The sequence below is a fragment of the Microbacterium sp. T3-8 genome (genome assembly GCF_055398145.1).
The window spans coordinates 2,046,441-2,067,965 of sequence record NZ_AP027918.1; the positions used below are offsets into that span (position 1 = coordinate 2,046,441).

At 69.3% G+C, this 21,525-nt stretch carries 19 protein-coding genes; all 19 read right to left on the reverse strand.

What is annotated here, in order from left to right:
* Nucleotides 1-34 precede the first annotated feature (34 nt).
* Nucleotides 35-943 carry a guanylate kinase gene (gene gmk / locus ACZ5Y9_RS09720; protein WP_464471231.1) on the reverse strand — a complete coding sequence of 303 codons (909 nt, stop codon included), beginning with the start codon at nt 941-943 and terminating at the stop codon, nt 35-37.
* Complete coding sequence (pyrF, locus tag ACZ5Y9_RS09725) at nt 936-1,781, reverse strand: orotidine-5'-phosphate decarboxylase (RefSeq protein WP_464471232.1); 846 nt, start codon at nt 1,779-1,781, stop codon at nt 936-938. The genes gmk and pyrF overlap by 8 nt, the downstream gene beginning before the upstream one ends.
* Nucleotides 1,778-5,065: a carbamoyl-phosphate synthase large subunit gene (gene carB / locus ACZ5Y9_RS09730; RefSeq protein ID WP_247622452.1), complete on the reverse strand. Its 3,288-nt coding sequence runs from the start codon at nt 5,063-5,065 to the stop codon at nt 1,778-1,780. The genes pyrF and carB overlap by 4 nt, the downstream gene beginning before the upstream one ends.
* Entirely contained in the window at nt 5,065-6,210 is a 1,146-nt protein-coding gene (gene carA, locus ACZ5Y9_RS09735) for a glutamine-hydrolyzing carbamoyl-phosphate synthase small subunit (protein WP_336640347.1), read from the reverse strand. The genes carB and carA overlap by 1 nt, the downstream gene beginning before the upstream one ends.
* The gene (locus ACZ5Y9_RS09740; protein ID WP_247622450.1) at nt 6,207-6,719 is read right to left on the reverse strand and encodes a PH-like domain-containing protein; all 513 of its coding nucleotides are present in this window, start codon (nt 6,717-6,719) and stop codon (nt 6,207-6,209) included. Before ACZ5Y9_RS09740 ends, carA begins: the two co-directional genes overlap by 4 nt.
* Nucleotides 6,716-8,020, reverse strand: a complete 1,305-nt coding sequence (locus ACZ5Y9_RS09745; protein ID WP_247622449.1) for a dihydroorotase — start codon at nt 8,018-8,020, stop codon at nt 6,716-6,718. Before ACZ5Y9_RS09745 ends, ACZ5Y9_RS09740 begins: the two co-directional genes overlap by 4 nt.
* Nucleotides 8,017-8,982 (reverse strand): aspartate carbamoyltransferase catalytic subunit, encoded by a 966-nt coding sequence (locus ACZ5Y9_RS09750; RefSeq protein ID WP_247622448.1) that lies wholly within the window; start codon nt 8,980-8,982, stop codon nt 8,017-8,019. Before ACZ5Y9_RS09750 ends, ACZ5Y9_RS09745 begins: the two co-directional genes overlap by 4 nt.
* Complete coding sequence (gene pyrR / locus ACZ5Y9_RS09755) at nt 8,979-9,509, reverse strand: bifunctional pyr operon transcriptional regulator/uracil phosphoribosyltransferase PyrR (RefSeq protein ID WP_247622447.1); 531 nt, start codon at nt 9,507-9,509, stop codon at nt 8,979-8,981. Before pyrR ends, ACZ5Y9_RS09750 begins: the two co-directional genes overlap by 4 nt.
* A gap of 68 nt (nt 9,510-9,577) precedes the next feature.
* Nucleotides 9,578-10,093, reverse strand: a complete 516-nt coding sequence (locus ACZ5Y9_RS09760; RefSeq protein WP_464471233.1) for a hypothetical protein — start codon at nt 10,091-10,093, stop codon at nt 9,578-9,580.
* 4 nt (nt 10,094-10,097) lie between these two features.
* Entirely contained in the window at nt 10,098-11,675 is a 1,578-nt protein-coding gene (locus tag ACZ5Y9_RS09765; RefSeq protein WP_247622445.1) for a Rieske 2Fe-2S domain-containing protein, read from the reverse strand.
* A 123-nt stretch (nt 11,676-11,798) separates the two neighbouring features.
* Nucleotides 11,799-14,765 carry an SNF2-related protein gene (locus ACZ5Y9_RS09770; protein ID WP_464471234.1) on the reverse strand — a complete coding sequence of 989 codons (2,967 nt, stop codon included), beginning with the start codon at nt 14,763-14,765 and terminating at the stop codon, nt 11,799-11,801.
* 54 nt (nt 14,766-14,819) lie between these two features.
* Nucleotides 14,820-15,230 carry a transcription antitermination factor NusB gene (gene nusB, locus ACZ5Y9_RS09775; RefSeq protein ID WP_247622443.1) on the reverse strand — a complete coding sequence of 137 codons (411 nt, stop codon included), beginning with the start codon at nt 15,228-15,230 and terminating at the stop codon, nt 14,820-14,822.
* A gap of 3 nt (nt 15,231-15,233) precedes the next feature.
* Nucleotides 15,234-15,794 carry an elongation factor P gene (gene efp, locus ACZ5Y9_RS09780; protein ID WP_247622442.1) on the reverse strand — a complete coding sequence of 187 codons (561 nt, stop codon included), beginning with the start codon at nt 15,792-15,794 and terminating at the stop codon, nt 15,234-15,236.
* Between the two features lie 73 nt (nt 15,795-15,867).
* Nucleotides 15,868-16,305, reverse strand: coding sequence for a type II 3-dehydroquinate dehydratase (gene aroQ, locus ACZ5Y9_RS09785; protein WP_404596373.1), 438 nt, complete (start codon nt 16,303-16,305; stop codon nt 15,868-15,870).
* Nucleotides 16,302-17,390 (reverse strand): 3-dehydroquinate synthase, encoded by a 1,089-nt coding sequence (gene aroB, locus ACZ5Y9_RS09790; protein WP_247622440.1) that lies wholly within the window; start codon nt 17,388-17,390, stop codon nt 16,302-16,304. Before aroB ends, aroQ begins: the two co-directional genes overlap by 4 nt.
* Nucleotides 17,387-17,905, reverse strand: coding sequence for a shikimate kinase (locus ACZ5Y9_RS09795; RefSeq protein ID WP_464471235.1), 519 nt, complete (start codon nt 17,903-17,905; stop codon nt 17,387-17,389). Before ACZ5Y9_RS09795 ends, aroB begins: the two co-directional genes overlap by 4 nt.
* Nucleotides 17,889-19,118: a chorismate synthase gene (gene aroC, locus ACZ5Y9_RS09800; RefSeq protein WP_464471236.1), complete on the reverse strand. Its 1,230-nt coding sequence runs from the start codon at nt 19,116-19,118 to the stop codon at nt 17,889-17,891. Before aroC ends, ACZ5Y9_RS09795 begins: the two co-directional genes overlap by 17 nt.
* A 70-nt stretch (nt 19,119-19,188) precedes the next feature.
* A complete protein-coding gene (locus ACZ5Y9_RS09805; RefSeq protein ID WP_464471237.1) occupies nt 19,189-20,019 on the reverse strand; it encodes a shikimate dehydrogenase family protein in 831 nt (276 codons plus the stop codon).
* Nucleotides 20,006-21,523, reverse strand: coding sequence for an endolytic transglycosylase MltG (gene mltG, locus ACZ5Y9_RS09810; protein ID WP_464471238.1), 1,518 nt, complete (start codon nt 21,521-21,523; stop codon nt 20,006-20,008). The genes ACZ5Y9_RS09805 and mltG overlap by 14 nt, the downstream gene beginning before the upstream one ends.
* Nucleotides 21,524-21,525: the final 2 nt, after the last annotated feature.

Here is a 21,525-nt window from a genome sequence, read left to right on the forward strand (position 1 = left end):
TCGCGAAGACGGTGCGATGGGCGCGCGAGAGCACTCAGCGCGCAGAGCTTGAAGACAATTCTACGACCTCGTCGGCCGCAGCGGCGACCGTCTCGTTCACGATGAGGTGGTCGAACTCGTTCTGCGCGGCCAGTTCGACCTTCGCGGTGCGCAGTCGGCGCGCCCGTTCCTCGGGGCCCTCGGTGCCTCGTCCGACCAGCCGCTGCACCAGTTCGTCCCAGCTCGGCGGCAGCAGGAAGATGAGCGTGGCCGACGGTTCGGCTGCCCGCACCTGGCGCGCGCCCTGCAGATCGATCTCGAGCAGCACCGTCCTGCCCTCGGCCAGTGCGGCGTCGATCGGCGCCCGCGGCGTGCCGTAGCGGGAGCGGTTGTGCACGACGGCGTACTCCAGGAGCTCACCCTCGGCGATGAGCCGATCGAAGTCGGCGTCGTCGACGAAGTAGTAGTGCACTCCGTCGATCTCGCCCGGTCGCGGAGCCCTCGTCGTGGCCGAGACCGAGAGGTGGATCTCGGGGTGGTTCTCGCGGATGTGCGCCGCCACGGTGCCCTTGCCGACAGCCGTCGGGCCCGCGAGGACGAGCAGTCGGCTGCGTGCCCCGCGCGGCTCCGGAACCGGGAAGCGGCCGTCGAGCCACTCCGAGAGCGCGGCGCGCTGACGCACGCCCAGTCCGCCGAGGCGCTTCACCGGGGAGATCCGCAACTCGTCGAGGACGCGATCGCGCTTGCCCGCCCCGATCGCCGGGAGCGCCAGCAGGAAGTCGGTGATCCGCAACGAACCTTCGACCGAGTCGGCATCCTCCGTCGCGCGTCGCAGCACCGCCTGCGGCGTCACCACGCGCGTGGTCAGATCGCGCTTGAGCGATGCGCGTGCACGCCGGCGTTCGACCGCCTTGCGCGCCGCCGCGGCGCGGTCGACCTCGGGAACCACCCGGACATCAGACATTCAGGGACTCCTCGTACTCTGCGACGCGCGCGGTCACGGCATCGGCCAATCCGTTCGGGCCGGCGGCGAGAACGCTCCGGCTCTCGCTCGCGATCACGCACGGCGCCATGGTGCCGAAACGCGGGCGCAGATCCTGCGGGGTCGCGCCCTGCGCTCCGAACCCCGGAGCGAGGATGGGCGCGGGTGGGGCGAACGCCGCGATCGCGGCATCCGTCCAGTCCACGGTCGCACCGATCACGAAGCCCGCGCTCCCCCACTCGCCGTCGGAGACGGCGGCGGCGTTGCGCGTGGACACCTCGTCGATCACCTGCGCGGAAACGGTCGAGCCGCCGGAACCCGTCGACGCCTGCAGCGACCGCGCCTCGGGGTTGCTGGTCGCCGCCAGGACGAACAGCCCCTTCCCGTGCGTGTGCGCCAGAGCGAGAGCGCCACCGAGCGCCCCTACACCGAGGTACGGGTTCACCGTCAGCGCGTCGGCCTCGAGCGGCGAGCCCGGGGTCAGCCAGGCGGCCGCGTACGCATCCATGGTGCTGCCGATGTCGCCGCGCTTCGCATCGGCGATCACCAGCAGGCCTGCTCGCCGTGCAGCGGCCAGTACGTCCTCGAGGGCCGCGAAGCCCGACGAACCGAAACGCTCGAAGAACGAGACCTGCGGCTTCACGAAGGCGACGCGCTCGGCGACGGCATCCACCGTGCGAAGACCGAACTCCCGCACGCCTCGGGCGTCGTCGGTCAGACCCCACGACGCCAGCAGCGCCGCGTGCGGATCGATTCCGACGCAGAGCGGGCCGCGCGCGAGGATCCCCGCGCGCGCCCGCTCACCGAAACCTGCACTCACACCGTGGCCTGACGGTCGAGCGCATACTCCTGCAGGCTCTTCACCTGGAAGCCCTCGTCGGCCGCGTCCATACCGCTCACGGCAGCGCCGAGCACGGCCATGGTCGTGAACAGCGCCTTGTCGGCGGCGACGGCCGCCGCGCGGATCTCGTAGCCGTCGGCACGCGCCGTGCCACCCGAGGGGGTGTTCACGACGATGTCGATCGCTCCGTCGTTGATCAGGTCGACGATGTTCTGCGCGCCCGACTCCTGGGTCTCGCTGAACTTCTCCACGACCTGCACCGCGATGCCGTTGCGGGAGAGGATCTCCGCCGTACCCTCGGTCGCGACGATCGTGAAACCGAGCTGCTGCAGCCGGTGCGCGGGCAGGATGACCGCCCGCTTGTCGGAGTCGGCGACCGAGATGAACACGGTGCCCGAGGTGGGCATGCCCCCGTATGCCGCAGCCTGGCTCTTGGCGAAGGCCGTCGGGAAGTCCTTGTCGATGCCCATGACCTCACCGGTCGAGCGCATCTCCGGTCCGAGCACGGAGTCGACGATCTTGCCGTCCTTGGTGCGGAAGCGCTTGAACGGGAGCACGGCTTCCTTCACCGCGACGGGCGAGCCGAGCGGCACCCGCGAACCGTCGTTCTCGGGCAGCATGCCCTCGGACTTCAGCTCGGCGATCGTGGAGCCGGCCATGACGCGGCTGGCCGCCTTCGCGAGCGGGATCCCCAGCGCCTTCGAGACGAACGGGACCGTACGGCTGGCGCGCGGGTTGGCCTCGATCACGTAGAGCACGCCGGCGCTGATCGCGAACTGCACGTTCAGCAGGCCGCGGACTCCGACGCCCTGAGCGATCGCGAGCGTCGCGGTGCGCACCCGATCGATGTCGCTGCGTCCGAGCGAGACGGGCGGGAGGGTGCAGCTCGAGTCGCCGGAGTGGATGCCGGCCTCCTCGAGGTGCTCCATCACGCCGCCGATGTAGAGCTCGGTGCCGTCGAACAGCGCGTCGACGTCGATCTCGATCGCGTCGTCGAGGAAGCGGTCGACGAGAAGGGGCTTGCCCTCCTCGATGACGACCTCGCCGGCGGTGCGCACGAAGTAGTCGCGCAGGCTCTCGGTGTCGTAGACGATCTCCATGCCGCGACCGCCGAGCACGAAGCTCGGGCGCACGAGCACCGGGTAGCCGATGTCCTCGGCGACCGCCACGGCGCCGTCGACGTCGATCGCGGTACCGTGGCGCGGGGCCACGAGCCCGGCGGCATCGAGGATGCCGCTGAACAGCGCCCGCTCCTCCGCGAGGTCGATCGCGGCAGGACTCGTTCCGAGGATCGTGTACCCCGCCGCCTCGATGCCCTTCGCGAGCCCCAGCGGGGTCTGGCCGCCGAGCTGGCAGACGACACCCAGGATGGTGCCGCTGGCGGCCTCGGCGTCGAGGACCTCGAGGACGTCTTCGAGCGTCAGGGGCTCGAAGTACAGACGGTCCGAGGTGTCGTAGTCGGTGGACACGGTCTCCGGGTTGCAGTTGACCATGACGGTCTCGTACCCGGCATCCGACAGCGCGAACGACGCGTGCACGCACGAGTAGTCGAACTCGACGCCCTGTCCGATGCGGTTCGGTCCCGAGCCGATGATGACGACCTTGGTGCGTTCGGAGGGCTCGACCTCGGTCTCGAAGTCGTAGCTCGAGTAGTGGTACGGCGTGAGGGCGGGGAACTCGCCGGCGCAGGTGTCGACGGTCTTGTAGACCGGGCGGATGCCGAGGCCGCGGCGCACGCCACGGATCTCGTCCTCGCTCTCGCCGCGGATCTCGGCCAGCTGCGCGTCGGAGAAGCCGTGCTCCTTGGCGTAGCGCAGGGTGGCGGCGTCGAGCTCGGGTGCGGTGCGCACGATCTCGGCGACCTCGTTGATGAGGACGATCTGGTCGAGGAACCAGGGGTCGATCGCGGTCGCGTCGAAGGCCTGCTCGATCGTCGCGCCCTTGCGCAGCGCCTGCTGAAGCACCACGATGCGACCGTCGGTCGGCGTCTTCGAGATCTCGAGGAGCTCTTCGACGGAGCGCTCCTCCGGACCCCAGTGGAAGCTCGAGCCGCGCTTCTCGAGGGAACGCAGCGCCTTCTGCAGGGCCGTGGCGTAGTTGCGACCGATGGCCATCGCCTCGCCGACCGACTTCATGGTGGTCGTGAGGGTGACGTCGGCGGCCGGGAACTTCTCGAACGCGAAGCGGGGCACCTTCACCACGACGTAATCGAGCGTGGGCTCGAAGCTCGCCGGCGTCACGCCGGTGATGTCGTTCGGGATCTCGTCGAGGCGGTAGCCGAGGGCGAGCTTCGCCGCGAGCTTCGCGATCGGGAATCCGGTCGCCTTCGAGGCCAGCGCGCTCGAACGCGAGACGCGGGGGTTCATCTCGATCACGATGATGCGCCCATTCTCGGGGTTCACCGCGAACTGGATGTTGCAGCCACCGGTGTCGACGCCGACGGCGCGGATGATGTCGATGCCGATGTCGCGCAGCTTCTGGTACTCGCGGTCGGTGAGCGTGAGCGCCGGGGCGACGGTGATCGAGTCGCCGGTGTGCACGCCGACCGGGTCGACGTTCTCGATCGAGCAGACGACGACCGTGTTGTCGGAGGTGTCGCGCATGAGCTCGAGCTCGTACTCCTTCCAGCCGAGGATCGACTCCTCGAGGAGCACCTCGTTGGTGGGCGAGTCGTGCAGACCCGCGCCGGCGATGCGCCGCAGGTCCTCCTCGTCGTAGGCGAATCCGGAGCCGAGGCCGCCCATGGTGAAGCTCGGGCGCACCACGAGCGGGTACCCGAGCTCGTCGGCGGCCGCCAGCACCTCGTCCATGGTGTGGGCGATGCGCGAGTCGGCGACGTCGGCGCCGGCGTCGAGCACGAGCTGCTTGAAGATCTGGCGGTCCTCGCCCTTGTTGATCGCCTCGAAGTTCGCGCCGATCAGCTCGACGTCGTACTTCTCGAGGATGCCGTGGTTGTGGAGCTGGATCGCCGCGTTGAGCGCGGTCTGGCCGCCGAGGGTCGGAAGGATCGCGTCGGGGCGCTCCTTCGCGATGATGGTCTCGATGACCTCCCAAGTGATCGGCTCGACGTACGTGGCGTCGGCGAAGTCCGGGTCGGTCATGATCGTCGCGGGGTTCGAGTTCACGAGGATGACGCGCACGCCCTCCTCACGGAGCACGCGGCACGCCTGGGTGCCGGAGTAGTCGAACTCGCAGGCCTGGCCGATGACGATCGGGCCGGAGCCGATGACGAGGACGGAGTTGATGTCGTCGCGCTTGGGCATTACTTGGCGTCCTTCTGGCTGGCGATGACCAGGTCGCGGAACCGGTCGAAGAGGTAGTTGGCGTCGTGCGGTCCTGCCGCGGCCTCCGGGTGGTACTGCACCGAGAAGGCGGGGATGTCGAGAGCGCGCAGGCCCTCGACCACGTTGTCGTTGAGGCCGACGTGGCTGACCTCGACCTTGCCGTAGCCGTTCGGGCTGTCGAACGCGCCGTCGAGCGGAGCGTCGACCGCGAACCCGTGGTTGTGCGCGGTGATCTCGACGCGCCCGGTGGACTTGTCGAGCACGGGCTGGTTGATGCCGCGGTGTCCGAACGGCAGCTTGTAGGTGCCGAGGCCGAGCGCGCGCCCCAGCAGCTGGTTGCCGAAGCAGATGCCGAAGAACGGCAGGCCGTCGTCGAGCACGGCGCGCAGGAGCTCGACGTGGTCGCCGGATGCCGCGGGGTCACCGGGGCCGTTCGAGTAGAAGACGGCGACGGGGTCGATCGCGCGGATGTCGTCGATGGTCGACGTCTGCGGCATCACGTGCACCTCGAAACCGCGGGAGGCGAGGTTGTCGATCGTGGCCTGCTTGACCCCGAGGTCGAGGACGGCGAGGTTGCCGACCCGCTCCCCCAGCGCCGTCGTGATCGTGACGGCGTCGACCGAGACCTCGGCCGACAGGTTCTGACCCGCCATCTGCGGCGCTTCGCGCACGATGCGCACCTGCTCCTCGGCGTCGAGCGCGGCATCCGCTCCCGAGAAGATGCCACCGCGCATGGAGCCGGCGGAACGGATGTGGCGCGTGATGGCGCGGGTGTCGATGCCGCTGATGCCCACGATCCCGTCCTGCACGAGGACGTCGTCGAGCGAGGCGTTCGCGCGCCAGTTCGAGACGACGCGCGAGGGGTCGCGCACGATGTAGCCGGCGACCCAGATGCGGCGGGACTCGGGGTCCTCGTCGTTCATCCCCGTGTTGCCGATGTGGGGTGCGGTCTGCAGCACGATCTGGCCGGCGTACGACGGGTCGGTGATCGTCTCCTGGTAACCCGACATTCCGGTCGAGAAGACGACCTCGCCGAGGGTGGTGCCGCGCGCGCCGTACGCGCGGCCGGTGTAACGGGTGCCGTCCTCGAGGACGAGCACGGCGGATTCGGGAAGAGCGGTCATTCTGTGGCTCCTGTGTCGTGAGCGGCGGGGATGAGCCGTCGCAGGTCGGAGATGAGGTTCTGGGGATCGCCGGTGGCGAGTCGCAGGTAGGAATCGACGACGGTGAGGTCGTCGGCCCGCCAGTCGATCCGCACGAGTCCGCCCGGCTCGACCACGCGGTCGATGGTGACGGTCGCGCGGCCGATGTCGACCAGGCGGGAGGAGGCGAGGAACACGGTCGGTGCTCCGTCGAGGCAGAGCGCCACGCCGCGGTCCGTGATCGCGAGCTCACCGCGTGCGCGGTAGGCCAGCGGCGAGATCGCGAGGCGCTCGAGGGGCTGGTCGTGCTTCGTCGTCGAGACGTAGAGCACTTCATGACGCGACGCGACCTCGGCGTGCTCGGGCACTCCCAGCGGAGCGACGATCGCCGAATCGCGTCGCTGCCGTCGTCGCCACGAGAGCAGCATCGTCAGCAGGACGAGGAGGGCGAAAGCGATGGTGATCGCGATTGCGATGTCCCGTGCGCTCATGCGTTCAGGCCCTCGACCAGCGAGCCGGCGTCGACCGTCAGCCGTCCGCCGTGCACCGTGTACTCCACCCGACCGGGCAGGGCCCGACCGAGGTAGGGAGAGTTGGTGCTGCGCCCGTGCAGGTCCCCCTCGCTGAAGACGCCCTCGACCGAGGCGTCGTAGAGCGCGAGCTGCGCGGGCTGTCCGGCGAGGAGCGGTGTGCCGTGACCGGTGAGACGACCGATCCTGGCGGGGGTCGCGCTCATCACCCGAGCGACGTCCTCCCAGCCGAGCAGTCCGGTCTGCACCATCGACTGGTGCACGACGCGCAGGGCGCTCTCGAGCCCCACCATGCCGTTCGCGGCGGCCTGCCACTCGCACGCCTTCGCCTCGCTCGGGTGCGGCGCATGATCGGTGGCCACGATGTCGATCGTGCCGTCGGCGAGGCCCTCGCGCACGGCGAGCACGTCCTCCTCGCGGCGCAGCGGCGGGTTGACCTTGTAGCGGGCGTCGTATCCTCGCACGAGCTCGTCGGTGAGGAGCAGGTGGTGCGGGGTGACCTCGGCGGTCACCGCGATCCCGCGCTTCTTGGCCCAGCGGATGATGTCCACCGACCCGGCCGTCGACAGATGGCAGACGTGCAGGCGCGACCCTACGTGCTCGGCGAGCAGCACGTCACGCGCGATGATCGACTCCTCCGCGACCGCGGGCCAGCCCGTGAGCCCGAGCTCCGCCGAGACGGTGCCCTCGTTCATCTGGGCGCCCTCGGTGAGGCGCGGATCCTGTGCGTGCTGGGCGATGACGCCGTCGAAGGACTTCACGTACTCGAGCGCGCGCCGCATGATGAGCGGATCGAAGACGCAGAAGCCGTCGTCGCTGAAGACGCGTACCCGGGCGCGCGAGGAGGCCATCGCCCCGAGCTCGGCCAGCCGCTCGCCCTTCTGCCCGACGGTGACCGCGCCGATCGGCTGCACGGTGGCGTAGCCGGCGGCCTCGCCCAGGGCGAGTTCCTGCTCGACCACGCCGGCGGTGTCGGCGACCGGCGAGGTGTTCGGCATCGCGAAGACGGCCGTGAACCCGCCGGATGCCGCGGCCCGCGTGCCGGTGAGGATGGTCTCGGATGCCTCGTAGCCGGGCTCCCGCAGGTGGGTGTGGAGGTCGACCAGGCCCGGCAGTGCGACCAGGCCCTCGGCGTCGATGACTCGAGCCCCGGCGCGGCTGAGACCGCTGCCGATCTCGGCGATCAGGCCGTCCTCGATGATGATGTCGGCACTGTCCGTGCCGAGCAGCTTCGCGCCGGTGATGACGAGGGTCTCGCTCACAGGTCTCCCCCTCGTTCGTCGTCTCGTTCCCCTGCCAGCAGCAGGTACAGCACCGCCATGCGCACGGATACTCCGTTGGTGACCTGCTCCAGCACCGTGGAGCGGGGCGAATCGGCCGCTTCGGAGGAGATCTCCAGTCCGCGGTTCATCGGTCCGGGGTGCATCACAATGCTACCGTCCGGAAGACCGGCCACACGCCGTGCGTCGAGTCCCCAGCGCCGTGAATACTCCCGCTCAGTAGGGAAATACGCGGCATTCATCCGTTCGAGCTGAATCCGCAGCATCATGACCGCGTCCGGTTCGCCGGCCAGCGCCTCGTCGAGGTCGTAGACCACGCGGATCGGCCACAGCGATACGTTCTGCGGCACGAGCGTCGGCGGCGCGACGACGGTGACGTCGGCGCCGAGGGTCGTGAGGAGCCAGACGTTCGAGCGCGCGACCCGGGAGTGCAGCACGTCGCCGACGATCACGACGCGCACGCCGGAGAGGTCGCGGCCTCGGCTGTCGGCACCGAACCGCCGCTTGCGGATCGTGAACGCGTCGAGCAGCGCCTGAGTGGGGTGCTCGTGCGTTCCATCGCCGGCGTTGACGACACCGGCGGAGATCCATCCGCTCGTCGCCAGCGTCTGCGGGGCGCCGGAGCCGGGGTGACGGATGACGACCGCGTCGGCACCGATCGCCTCGAGGGTCTGGGCCGTGTCCTTGAGGCTCTCGCCCTTCGACACGCTGGAGCCCTTGGCGGCGAAGTTGATGACATCGGCCGAGAGGCGCTTGGCGGCGGCCTCGAACGAGATTCGCGTCCGCGTCGAGTCCTCGAAGAAGAGGTTCACGACGGTCTTGCCCCGCAGGGTCGGGAGCTTCTTGACCTCGCGGGACTGCGTGTCGGACATGTCCTCGGCGACGTCGAGGATGCGCAGCGCGGTGGCGCGATCGAGGGTGCGGGTATCCAGGAGATGCCTCATTCGCCGATCGTCACCTCCTCGGCCCCGTCATTCTCGACGAGACGCACGTTGACGCGCTCGGTGCGCGCGGAGGGGATGTTCTTGCCGACGAAATCGGGGCGGATCGGCAGCTCGCGGTGGCCGCGGTCGACCAGGATCGCCAGTCGCACGACGGACGGGCGGCCGATCGACTGGATCGCGTCGAGCGCGGCACGGATGCTCCGACCGGAGAAGAGCACGTCGTCGACGAGCACGACCGTGCGCCCCTCGATACCGCCGGCGGGGATCTCGGTCGGACGCGGAGAACGCGTCGGATGCTTCGCCAGATCGTCGCGGAAGAGCGTGACGTCGAGGGCGCCCACCGGAACGGGACGCTGAGCGATCTCGCTGATCAGAGCGCCGAGGCGACGGGCGAGCGTCACTCCGCGGGTCGGGATACCCAGCAGGACGATGTCATCGGCCCCTCGATTCGATTCGAGGATCTCGTGCGCGATACGGGTCAGAGCCCGCGAGATATCGGCTTCGTGCAAGACGGTGCGTGCACTCATCAGCCGCTCCCTTCTCCGCCTCACAGGACGGTGTTAAAGGTTGCTTTCCTCACCAGTCTAGCGGGGTGTCAGCGCCAGCCGAGCACGTCGCGGGCCCTCGCGTCCGAAGCGGGGCATTCATCCTCTGGTGCGGAGCGGAGGCGCTCGTGTGAAAGCATCGCCGACTCGGCACCGGCCGCAGAGGTGATCGCCGCGAGCGCGGCTGCGATGGAAGCCGCCGCCGTCTCGACGATCGCGGGAGCACTCTCCGGGGCGGCGTGCGGATAGGCGACGAGCTCGGCTATCCCGTTCGACACGCGCCGTGCCGTCGCGATGATGACGACCTGCGGCGTGTCGGACCGAGACGATTCCTCCCGGCGTCCGGCCAGGAAGCTCGCCAGGCGACTCCTCCGGTGCGCCGCCGCCCCTCGTCCGCTCGCTTCGAGGGCGACCGCGATCCATCCCGCCTCGTCGGCGGTACCGGTGAACGCGGACTCTCGTACGGCGAAACCCTGCTCGGCGAAGAAGTCCGTTGCGATGCGCAGGAGTCGATCGGTCGTCGAACGCACCACCCACCGCGCGCCCTCAAGGGCCGGGAGCGTCACGCGGTCAGCTCGCCTCGGCGAGCACGTCGCCGGCCGGCTCCTCGAGCTTCGAGGAGCGGATCGGGTGACCGCTCGTCGAGAGGCAGCGACCGGTCTTCAGGTCCCACTTCCAGTCGTGCATGCTGCACGTGAGGATGCCGTCGCCGTCGACCGTTCCGGTGCGGGTGAGGTCGGCGCGCAGGTGCGGGCACCGACGCTGCACGAGCCAGTCGCCGATCTCGGCGTCCTCGGTCTGGTCGGTCTGCTCCTGGTACCAGTTCTCGACGTACTCGATGCGGTCGACCGACAGGCACTTGAGGAACGTCGTCAGGAACTCGTTGAACTTGCCGCTGCGCCCGACCTGGAACTGCATCGACAGGAAGATCGAGTTCGACCAGTCAATCTCGTGATCACGGATGTTCGTCGAGACGAGGTCGGCGGGGATCGTGTACCAGTAGACGCACTCCTCCCCCGCGTACTCGCGCACCTTGGCGCGCGGGAAGTCGACCACCATGTCGAGGTCGCCGATCCGGAACCGCACGTTGCCGCCGACGCCGAGACGGATCGTGCGGGACTTCTTCAGCAGCGGCTCCCACCACTCCTTGATCGCCGCGAGGATCTCCTCCGCGGGCAGCGCCTCGGCTCGCGAGGCCTCTTCGTCGCGGATCTCCTGCTGACGACTGGCGCGCTGCTCCTCGAGGTAGTCCCACTTCTCGTCGAAGATGTGCGAGATCTCGGCATCGGTGTACAGCGTCTGCTCGGTCGTGACGTCACCCGAGGCGACCGTGACGACCGTACCGGGGATGAAGAGCTGACCGTCGTACTGCGGCGCCAGCTCCTTCATGTGCGCGAGGAACTGCTTCTGGTCGGTGAAGATCGATTCGCCGTTGCGCCCCGTGCCGTTGAAGTCGAAGAGCTCGTCGCGCAGGAACATGGGCGGTCCCGCCATCGGGAACACGTGCGGCGCATCGACCTTCTCGATGTAGTACATCGCGCGCTTGTTCTGCGCCTCGCGCTTGAGCTGGGCGAAGTTCTGTTTCGCATCCATCGGGAGGTCGTAGACCATCGGCCACCAGATCGCGCCCGAGACCTGGGTGAAATACGCGTCGGGCTTGCCGAAGTGCAGCAGGCTGTCGAGGTCGAGCGGGTGCGAATCGTTCTGGTTCAGCACCGACCCGGTGCCGTCGTCGACGCTGAGCGAGGAGTCGCCGATCGGGCCGTCGCTGGGGGCGCGCAGCGGGGTGATCATGATCTTGAGGTCGCCGCGCTCGATGATCTCGCCCGCGGGCGCGTACGTGATGTTGGTGTAACCGAGGGCCCGGATGTCCTGCTCGAGATCGTCGATCGGGTACTCGGGCAGCAGCACCTCGATGTCCTTGCGGATGTACCGCTCGAGCAGCTTCGGGTCGAAGTGGTCGCGGTGACGATGCGAGATGTAGAGGAAGTCCGCTTCCCTCCCGAAGCGCTCCCAGTCGAGCGCGCGGTTGTCGGGGAAGGGGAACCAGGAGCCGAAGAAGGACGGTCCGAGCACGGGGTCGCAGATGATGTTCCCGCCAACCGTCTCGATGAACATCCCGGCGTGGCCGAGTCCCGTGATCCGCATTGCGCTCCTCCTGGTGCATCCCGGACGCCCCTGTTCGAGCGCCCTCCTGGACGGCACCGATTCTACCCGCGCCCCGCTGTGCGTCCGCGGCGACCGGGCCGTGGATAACCCGGTGTCGGAGACTCAGTCGTCGAAGAGTCCGCGGATGTCGTCCGCGGTGAGCGCCTGGGCGAAGAGGGCCTCGTCGTCCATCACGGCCGAGAAGAGCCGTGCCTTGCGCCGCTGCAGGTCGAGCACCTTCTCCTCGATCGTGCCCACCGAGATCATGCGATAGACGAAGACCTGCGAGGACTGTCCGATGCGGTGCGTGCGGTCGACGGCCTGCGCCTCGGCCGCCGGGTTCCACCACGGGTCCAGCAGGAAAACGTAGTCGGCCTCGGTGAGCGTCAGGCCGAACCCACCCGCTTTGAGGCTGATGAGGAAGACCGGCTGCGTGCCGTCCCGGAAGCCGTCGACGATCTCCTGTCGGCGCAGGGACGCTCCGTCGAGATGCGCATACGGGATACCGGCGGCGGTGAGCCGTTCGGCGGCGAGGTCGAGGAACGACGTGAACTGGCTGAAGACGAGGGCGCGGTGGCCCTCCTCCTGCAGTTCGGCCACCCTCTCCAGGAGAACGTCGAGCTTGCGCGACCCGATCCGGCGATCGTTCGCATCGATGAGGGCCGGCGACAGGCTCAGCATCCGCAGCAGCGTCAGCGAACGGAACACGATGAACCGGTTGCGATCGAGATCGGGCAGCAGACCGAGCACCTTCTGACGCTCGCGCTGCAGCACGGCCTCGTACAGCGCGCGATGCGAGGCGCTGAGCTCGACTTCGAGGATCTGCTCCTGCTTCGAGGGGAGGTCGGGGGCCACGTGCTCCTTGGTGCGCCGCAGCACCAGGGGGCGGATCCGTCGCCGCAGCTGCGCGAGACGACGCTGACGGTAGGGGCCGCCCTCCTCGTTCTCGGGGACCTTGCCCTGCTCGATCGGCTGGAGGTAGCGCTCACGGAACTTTCGGGCGGAGGGGAAGAGACCGGGTGCGGTGAGCTGGAGCAGCGCCCAGAGCTCGGTGAGGCTGTTCTCGAGGGGGGTTCCGGTCACGGCGATCGTCACGTCCGAGCGGAAGCCCTCGATCGCGCGGTGCAATTTGGTCGCGGGATTCTTGACGAACTGGGCCTCATCGAGCACGATCCCCGCCCACTCGACCGCGGCGAAGGCATCCGCGTCGAGACGGGCGACCGCGTAGGTGGTGACGACCACGTCGGCGCCGAACGGCTCGGCCAGACCGGACGAGCGCGTCGCGCCGCGCACCTGCACCGTCAGCCCGGGGGCGAACCTGGCCGCCTCGGAATGCCACGTTCCGGCGACCGACGTCGGCGCGATCACGAGGAACGGCCGGCGCTCGCCCGTCTCGCGGGCATGCGCGATCAGAGTGAGGATCTGGAGTGTCTTCCCCAGGCCCATGTCGTCGGCGAGGATCCCGCCCAACCGGTGCTGCCAGAGGAAGGCGAGCCAGTCGAATCCCTCCTTCTGATACGGACGCAGCTCGGCGGTGATCCCCTGCGGCATCGGTGCGGACGGCACACCCGTGGCAGCGCGCAGCCCTTCGGCCGTGGCCCGCCAGGTGACGGCGGGGAGAGCCTGATCGGCGAGATCCTCGAACTCCTCCCAGAGGTCGGTCTGATGACGGCTGATGCGGGGCCCGGTCTCCCACTCGTCGAGGTCGGCGGCCTCCTCGAGCAGTTCGCGCAAGCGATCCAGCGCAGGATGCTGCAGCGAGAAGTAGCTCCCGTCGACGAGGAGGAGTTTCCTACGCCCCTTCGTCAGAGCGGCGAAGAGCGGTTCGAACGGAATCAGTCGGCCGTCGATGCGCACGAGCACGCCGAGGTCGAACCAGTCGGGGTCGGCGGATTCGACCGTCGAGACCGTCACCTCCGGTTCGCCGGTGAGCTCGTGATACGTCTTGCGTCGACCGGACACCTCGACGAGCACCCCCTCGACCTCGAGACGGGGGACGAGATGCGTGACGAACTCGGCGGCTTCGACGTCGTGGAACGCACCCGTCGATGTGAAGCGCGCCCCTGTCGCCCGCTGCCAGACCGCGAGGATCGGTTCGAGGATTGCCGTCTCGGCCGCCCGATCGCGCACGCCGTGGGTGGACTCGTCGAGAGGCACGCGACCGAAGCCCCGGTACTCCCATTCGAACGCGAAGGCGATCGTGTCGCCGCGACGGAACGTGAGCTGGAGCACCGGTGTCGGCAAGGGCAACGGCGGAAGATCGACCCGCGCACTGCCGCGCACCTCGATGCGCCGCGCCAGCAGCGGATACGCCTCGCGCAGGAACGCCTCTTCTTCTGCATGCGGCACGACCAGGGGGCCGGGAGCGGCGACCAGCGCGTGCACCGAGTCGCTGAGCGGTATCTCGGACAGGACCACCCGCACCCGGTGCCCACGGGAGGTCACGGCGTAGACGCCGCTGCGTCCGATCGGGCGGATGTCTGCGTCGCCGATCGTCTCGCCGTCGAACTCGACCGCGGCCGACACCTCGAGGTCGCCCTCGTCGTTCCTGGCGATGTCCGCGCGCACACCCGCACGGTCGGCCAGCACGACCTCGACATCCTTCTGCGTCGGGACGAGCGGGATGCCGAGTGCCGCGCCCGCGCGGAGGTGGGACCACAGCAGACGGGATTCGAGGTGGTCGACCAGCAACCAGTCACCCGCTGTGCCCGAGAGCAGTGAATCGCGCGCGATGCTCAGGAGGTCAGCGAACCAGCGCGAACGCTCACGCCCGTACCGCGCCGACGACCGCCGAACGGCGTCCCACGTGGCGCCGCCCTGTACCCACGCACCGCTGGCGGCGCTGCGCTCCAGAGGGCGGATGCCGAGGAGGATCTCTCCCGTGCGCCGGGCGACGTCGCGAGGTGTCGCCGCACGGAGCGGTCGGGCCGCCCACGGGTTGCCCCCGCGCGCCTCGCGGTAGCGGAGCTCGACACCGAGCGCGAGCGGAGCGAGGTCGTCATCAGCGTCGTCGCGCGAACCGAGCAGCGCGCGCCATCCGTCGTCCGGACGCGACGGTTCGCGTCGCGCGGGATCGATCGGGAGCGCCATGGACCTCATCCTCCCCCGCACCTCCGACACGCGGCGGAGGTGCGATCAGAGCGTTCAGGCCGCGCGGGACACCCGGCCGAGGACACCGTGCACGAACGCGCCCGAGTCATCGGTCGAGAACTCCTTGGCGAGCTCCACCGCCTCGTCGATCGCGACGGCCGTCGGGACCTCGTCGTTGTGCAAGATCTCCCAGACGGCGATGCGCAGGAGTGCGCGGTCGACCGCCGGCATCCGCTCGATCTTCCACTCACGACTGTGCGTGGTGATCTGCTCGTCTATCTCGTCGCGGTGATCGATGATGCCGTCGACGATCTCACGGGCGTACAGCCACGAGGCCTCGCGAGCAGGTTCGCTCGCCGCCCGCTTGGCCTCGGCCGCGAGGGCGATGGCGACGTCGTCTCCGCGCACGTCGGCGGAGAAGAGGATGTCGAGTGCGCGCTTGCGCGCCTTCGTCCGAGCGCTCACGCCTTACTTCTCGCGACCCAGGTACTCACCCGTGCGGGTGTCGACCTTGATCTTGGTGCCCGTCTCGAGGAACAGTGGAACCTGCATCTCGTAGCCGGTCTCGAGGGTTGCGGGCTTCGTGCCGGCCGACGAGCGGTCGCCCTGCAGACCGGGCTCGGTGTACGTCACCTCGAGGATGACCGACGCCGGAAGGTCGATGTACAGCGGGTTGCCGTTGTTCAGAGCGATCGTGACCTGCTGGTTCTCGAGCAGGAAGTTCTTCGCATCGCCGACCGTGGCCGCGCCGACCGTGAGCTGGTCGAAGTCGGTGGCGTCCATGAAGACGAAGCCGTCGCCGTCGTTGTACAGATAGGTGAAGTCGCGGCGGTCGACGTTCTCGATGTCGATCTTCGCGCCCGCGTTGTACGTGCGGTCGACGACCTTGCCGGAGACGACGTTCTTGAGCTTGGTGCGCACGAACGCACCGCCCTTTCCGGGCTTCACGTGCTGGAACTCGATGACGCTCCAGAGCTGCCCGTCGATGCTGAGGACGACGCCGTTCTTGATGTCTGCGGTAGATGCCATGCGCTGAGAGTTCCGTTCCTGTGTGGTTTTCGCGGCCGCCCTCGCAGGGCGCGGACCCGGCCGACAGTAGATTCTACGGGATGAGGGCGGTGAGCCGTCGCACGGCCTCGGCGTACCCCTCCACGCCGCGCCCGATCACCCGCACGGCGGCGACGTCCTCGAGGTAGGAGTGGTGGCGGAACTCCTCGCGCGCGTGCACGTCCGAGATGTGCACCTCGGCGAAGGGCAGGGCGATACCGGTCAATGCGTCACGCAGCGCCACGGACGTGTGGGTGAGCCCGCCGGGGTTGATCACGATCGCGGCGCAGTCCTCGCGGGCGGCCTGGATCGCATCGATCAGGACGCCCTCGTGATTGCTCTGGATCGCCCGGATCTCGTAGCCCGCCGCGGCGGCGGCATCGGTCGCGAGACGCTCGACGTCGGAGAGCGTCGCTGTGCCGTAGACCTCGGGCTCGCGCGTGCCGAGCAGATTGAGGTTGGGGCCGTTGACCAGCAGGATCCGAGCGCTCACGCGCCGACCTCCTGGTAGGCGGCGAAGAGCAGCGACTCGTCGGGAGCCTGGAGAACGGTCGGCTTGGCGATGTCGTCGAGCAGGATGAAGCGGAGCATTCCCCCACGACTCTTCTTGTCGCGCTGCATCGTGGCCAAGAGCTGCGGCCAGGCGCCCGCGCGGTACGAGGTCGGAAGACCGAGCGACTCGAGAACCGCGCGGTGGCGCAGCGCCGCCTCGTCGGACAGACGCCCGGCGAGACGCGAGAGCTCGGCAGCGAAGAGCATCCCCACCGAGATCGCCGCGCCGTGGCGCCAGCGGTAGCGCTCGGCATGCTCGATGGCGTGTCCGAGCGTGTGGCCGTAGTTGAGGATCTCGCGTTGACCGGCCTCTCGGAAGTCCTCCGAGACGACGGCGGCCTTCATCCCGATCGCGAGCTCGACGGCGCGGCGGAACTCGTCAGAGGCGGGATCCACGGCGCGTGCGGGATCCGCCTCGACGATGTCGAGGATCTCCGGCGCCCAGATGAAGCCGGCCTTCACGACCTCGGCGAACCCGGCCGTCGCCTCGTTGGCGCTGAGGCTGCGCAGCTCGTCGAGGTCGCCGATCACCGCACGCGGCGCCCAGAACGCCCCCACGAGGTTCTTGCCCTCCGCGGTGTTGATCCCGGTCTTGCCCCCGACGGAGGCGTCGACGAGACCGAGGACGGTGGTGGGCACCTGCACGAGCTGGATGCCGCGCAGCCAGGTCGCGGCCACGAAACCGGCGAGGTCGGTCACCGCTCCCCCGCCGTAGCCGATCACGGCATCCGTGCGCGTGAAGTCCGCCTGACCCATCACCTGCCAGCAGAAGGCCGCCACCTCGATGCGCTTGCCCTGCTCGGCATCCGGGATCTCTGCGAGCAGAACCTCGCGCGGACCGTTCTCGGTGTCGGCAAGGAGTCTGTCGCGTAGTTCGGCCGCCCGCGCGGCGAGCGTCGGAGGGTGCACCACGAGAATCTTGCGCACCGTGGGCGTCAGCGCCTCCGACACGCGGTCGAGGATGTCCCGGCCGATCACGATGTCGTAGGCATCGTCTCCGGTGACGCTGATGGTCGTGGTGGTCATCGCTGCTCTCTCCTCCAGGTGACGATCTCGTCTGCGATCTTTTGCATCGGCCGGCGCGACGTGTCGAACGTCGCCGTTGCCACTTCTTCGTACCAGTCCCGGCGCGCCTCGAAGATCGAGGTCCATCGCTCCAGGGGATCCTCCGACTCGAGCAGCGGGCGCCCGGCTCCGCGGATCCGATCCGCGACCGCCTCGGGACTCACCGTGAGGAAGACCACGGGATGCGCGCCCAGCAGCGCGCGGGTCCCGGCATCCGTCACGGCGCCGCCGCCGAGGGAGATCACGCCGCCCTCCGCGAGTGCGTCGGCGACCGCGAGCCGCTCCAGCTCGCGGAAGTGACCCTCGCCGTGCTCGGCGAAGATCACGGGGATCTGGCCGTGGGCGGCGACGATGCGCTTGTCGGTGTCGATGAACGGCACGCCCAGGCGGCGTGCGACACGCCGCCCCACACTGGTCTTGCCCGCAGCCATGGGACCGACGAGCACCAGTGTGAGCGGATCAGTGCTGTTCGTCATGCGCGAGCAGCGCGGCCTCGGATGCCGGCGCGGTGCGCAGCTCCGCCGGGATCGCCGCGAGGTATCCCTCGAGGTTGCGACGGGTCTCGCCGACGCTGTCGCCGCCGAACTTCTCGAGCACGGCCCGGGCGAGCTCGATGGCGACCATCGCCTCCGCCACGACGCCCGCCGCGGGGACGGCGCAGACGTCGGAGCGCTGGTGGTGGGCCGTCGCGTCGTCACCGGTCGCGATGTCGATCGTGCGCAGCGCATGCGGCACCGTGGCGATCGGCTTCATGCCGGCGCGCACGCGCAGCACGGTGCCGGTCGACATCCCGCCCTCGGTTCCGCCGGCTCGGTCGGAGCCGCGGGTGATGCCGCCGTCGGTCGCGAAGAGCTCGTCGTGGGCGGCCGAGCCGCGACGACGTGTCGTCTCGAATCCGTCGCCGACCTCGACCCCCTTGATGGCCTGGATGCTCATCAGCGCCTGCGCGAGGCGGGCATCGAGCCGGCGGTCCCAGTGCACGTGCGAGCCGAGCCCCGGCGGAAGGCCGTAGGCGAGCACCTCGACGATGCCGCCGAGGGTGTCACCGTCCTTCTTCGCGTCGTCGACCTCGGCGACCATCAGCGCGGAGGTGGTCGCGTCGAAGCACCGGAGCGGATCGGCGTCGAGGGCGTCGACGTCGTCCGGCGTCGGCAGCGGTGAATCCGCCGGCACGGCGACCGGTCCGATCGAGAGGGTGTGGCTCACGAGACGGATGCCGAGCTCGCTGAGGAAGGAACGGGCGACGGCACCCAGCGCGACGCGGGCGGCGGTCTCCCGAGCACTCGCACGCTCGAGGATCGGGCGGGCCTCGTCGAAGTCGTACTTCTGCATGCCCACGAGGTCGGCGTGACCCGGGCGGGGGCGGGTGAGCGGGGCGCCGCGGCCGCGGGACTTGTCGGTGAGCTCGGCGGGCTCGGGGTTCATGACCTCGGTCCACTTCGGCCACTCGGTGTTTCCGATGCGCAACGCGATCGGACTCCCCAGGGTCTTGCCGTGGCGGACGCCGCCGGAGATGCTCAGCTCGTCCTGCTCGAACTTCATGCGCGAGCCGCGCCCGTAGCCGAGTTTCCGACGCTGGAGGTCGGCCTGGATCGCCTCGGAGGAGATCGGGACACCGGAGGGAAGGCCCTCCATGATGGCGATGAGTTCGGGGCCGTGCGATTCGCCGGCCGTCAGCACGCGGAGCATTCCTCTAGTCTCCCATGCGCGGCCGCGCCCGCCGTCCGCGTTTCAGCGACGTGTCACAGAGCGCGCGGAGTCAGAGAGCAGCGCGCATCGCGGCCAGGACGGATGCCTCGTCGTCGAGCACGTGCGCCGGGTCACCGTGCAGGAAGACGCGGATCTGACGGATCGCCTGATGGAGCAGCATCCCGAGGCCCGACACGACGGGTGCGTCGCTCCACACCGCCGCCAGCGCCGATGGCCAGGGCGCGTAGGCGGCATCGAAGAGCACTCCCCCGCCACCCGCCAATGGCAGGGCGACGTCTGCGGGAAGAGACGTACCCGACGGAAGCGTCGCGACCGTCAGATCCACCGGGGTGGGAGGCGAATCGAACGAGGCGACGGAGACGGTCACGCCGAGACTGCCGCCGAGATCGACCAGTGCCGCAGCGCGATCCGGCCGTCGCGCGCGGATCTCCGCCCGCTCGGCACCGATCTCCGCCGCAGCGACCAGGGCGGATGCCGCCGTCGCCCCGGCACCGAGGATGCGCACGATGCTCGCCGCCCGCATCCCGTCATCGGCCAGGGCGTCGACGATCCCCCCGACGTCGGTGTTGAACCCCGCCGGCCCGCCGTCGAGCAGGAGCGTGTTCACGGCTCCCGTGAGCGTCGCATGGCGATCGCGCACCGCCGCGGCCCGGAACGCCTGTTCCTTGAGGGGCATCGTGAGCGAGAGTCCACGCCACGATCCGTCGAGACCGGACAGCGCCGACGGCAGGTCGTCGGCGCTCACGCGGCGGCGGTCGTAATCCCAGTCCAGCCCGAGCACACGATAGGCCGCGGCATGGAGCGCCGGAGACTTCGAGTGAGCGATCGGATCCCCCCACACCGCGAGCCGGTGGGGGGAACGAGCGTCAGCAGCCGGCATCCGGATTCGCCCGGCACCATTCGCGCCACTTCTCGATGCCGGCCTGGTGCTCCTCGTACGTCTCCGAGAACTGCGTCTCGCCCGTCGACAGGTCGATCGTGACGAAGTACAGCCAGGGACCGTCCTCGGGGTGCATCGCGGCATCGATCGCGGCGAAGCTCGGACTCGCGATCGGCGTCACCGGAAGCCCCGTGCGCACGTAGGTGTTCCAGTCGTTGTCGTCTTCCAGAGCCTCGGTCGAGCTCGACACGACTCCCTCGTGCAGCGAGCCGTACCCGTACTGGGCCGTCGAGTCCATCTGCAGCTTCATGTCGATGTCGAGACGGTTCTCGATCACGCGGCTCACCTTCGCGAAGTCGGCCGTGCGGCCCTCGCGCTGGATGATCGACGCGATCGTCAGGATGCGCTCGGCGTCGGTATCGGGAACGCCCGCTTCGGTCAACGCCTCCCGCGTGCGATCGACCATGCGCTGAATGACCTGCGTCGCCGTCACCTCGGGATCGAAGGTGTACACGGCCGGGAACAGCCACCCCTCGAGGCTCGGCGCGTCGACGCCGTAGGCGGAGGGATCGGCGACGGCGGCTTCGAAGTCCTCCACCGGCAGACCGAGCGACTCGGCCATCGCCGCCAGGGAGGACTCGATCGTGCCGCCCTCCGACACCGACGCCGTGTTCTCGAGCTTGTTGTCTTCGTTGCCCAGCTCCTCGAGCGCGGCTGCGGCGGTCATCTTCTTCTGCAGGCGGTACACACCCGGGTAGAAGGTGACAGCGATGTTCTCCTCGATCAGGTAGTCGTAGAACACGTCCTCGGTCTTGGTGACACCGGCCTCGTAGAGTGCCGTCGACACCGGGCGTCCGGTATCGCCGTCCTTGATCGTGACGAAGGCTTCGCCGGAGGCTTCGCCGTCTTCGTAGTCCTTCGGCTCACCCCAGCCCATGATGTCGTTGATCTGCTCGCCGTAGGTGTTCATCGCCCAGGCGCCGGCGGCGGCGATACCGCCGACGATCACCAGGATGACGAGCAGCGCGATCAGACACCCGCGACGTCGCTTCCTCGGTGCCTTCGCCAGAGCGCGGTCGTCATCGGGAGCCACGAACAGAGCGTCGAGGCCTCCGCCGATCGGGGCCTCTCCCTGGACGGCTTCGGCGGTGGGAGCGGCGACGGGTGCCGGTTCCCTGCGTGCCGGCGCGATCCGCACCTCTTCGGCGGACGGACGCACGGGCTCGGCAGCCGACGTCACCGGTTCGACCGCCGATGTCGCGGGCTCGACTGCCGGGACGGGGGCGCCGACCGGGTCCACGGCGTCGGGCAGCGCGGCGGGAGTCGTCTCGGGTGACGCGTCGCCTCGGCGCGCGGCCTCACGGGCGGCGCGCCGGGAGCCGGGCGCCGGGCCGCTGTAATCGGCCGTCGGATGCTGCTGCGTCGGCTCGGGGAGGTTCGCGAAGAGATCGCCGAGCGGCTCGTTCGCATCGGGCGCGGGGGACGCGCCATCGCGTTCGGACATGT

Excerpts from the sequence above, each read along its gene's own strand:
- efp (WP_247622442.1), bottom strand. The coding sequence starts at position 15,794 with ATGGCATCTACCGCAGACATCAAGAACGGCGTCGTCCTCAGCATCGAC.
- ACZ5Y9_RS09805 (WP_464471237.1), bottom strand. The coding sequence starts at position 20,019 with ATGCCGGCTGCTGACGCTCGTTCCCCCCACCGGCTCGCGGTGTGGGGG.
- gmk (WP_464471231.1), bottom strand. The coding sequence starts at position 943 with ATGTCTGATGTCCGGGTGGTTCCCGAGGTCGACCGCGCCGCGGCGGCG.
- ACZ5Y9_RS09795 (WP_464471235.1), bottom strand. The coding sequence starts at position 17,905 with ATGACGAACAGCACTGATCCGCTCACACTGGTGCTCGTCGGTCCCATG.
- ACZ5Y9_RS09770 (WP_464471234.1), bottom strand. The coding sequence starts at position 14,765 with ATGGCGCTCCCGATCGATCCCGCGCGACGCGAACCGTCGCGTCCGGAC.
- ACZ5Y9_RS09750 (WP_247622448.1), bottom strand. The coding sequence starts at position 8,982 with ATGAGGCATCTCCTGGATACCCGCACCCTCGATCGCGCCACCGCGCTG.
- aroB (WP_247622440.1), bottom strand. The coding sequence starts at position 17,390 with ATGACCACCACGACCATCAGCGTCACCGGAGACGATGCCTACGACATC.
- aroC (WP_464471236.1), bottom strand. The coding sequence starts at position 19,118 with ATGCTCCGCGTGCTGACGGCCGGCGAATCGCACGGCCCCGAACTCATC.
- carA (WP_336640347.1), bottom strand. The coding sequence starts at position 6,210 with ATGACCGCTCTTCCCGAATCCGCCGTGCTCGTCCTCGAGGACGGCACC.
- carB (WP_247622452.1), bottom strand. The coding sequence starts at position 5,065 with ATGCCCAAGCGCGACGACATCAACTCCGTCCTCGTCATCGGCTCCGGC.
- ACZ5Y9_RS09765 (WP_247622445.1), bottom strand. The coding sequence starts at position 11,675 with ATGCGGATCACGGGACTCGGCCACGCCGGGATGTTCATCGAGACGGTT.
- mltG (WP_464471238.1), bottom strand. The coding sequence starts at position 21,523 with ATGTCCGAACGCGATGGCGCGTCCCCCGCGCCCGATGCGAACGAGCCG.
- ACZ5Y9_RS09740 (WP_247622450.1), bottom strand. The coding sequence starts at position 6,719 with ATGAGCGCACGGGACATCGCAATCGCGATCACCATCGCTTTCGCCCTC.
- pyrR (WP_247622447.1), bottom strand. The coding sequence starts at position 9,509 with ATGAGTGCACGCACCGTCTTGCACGAAGCCGATATCTCGCGGGCTCTG.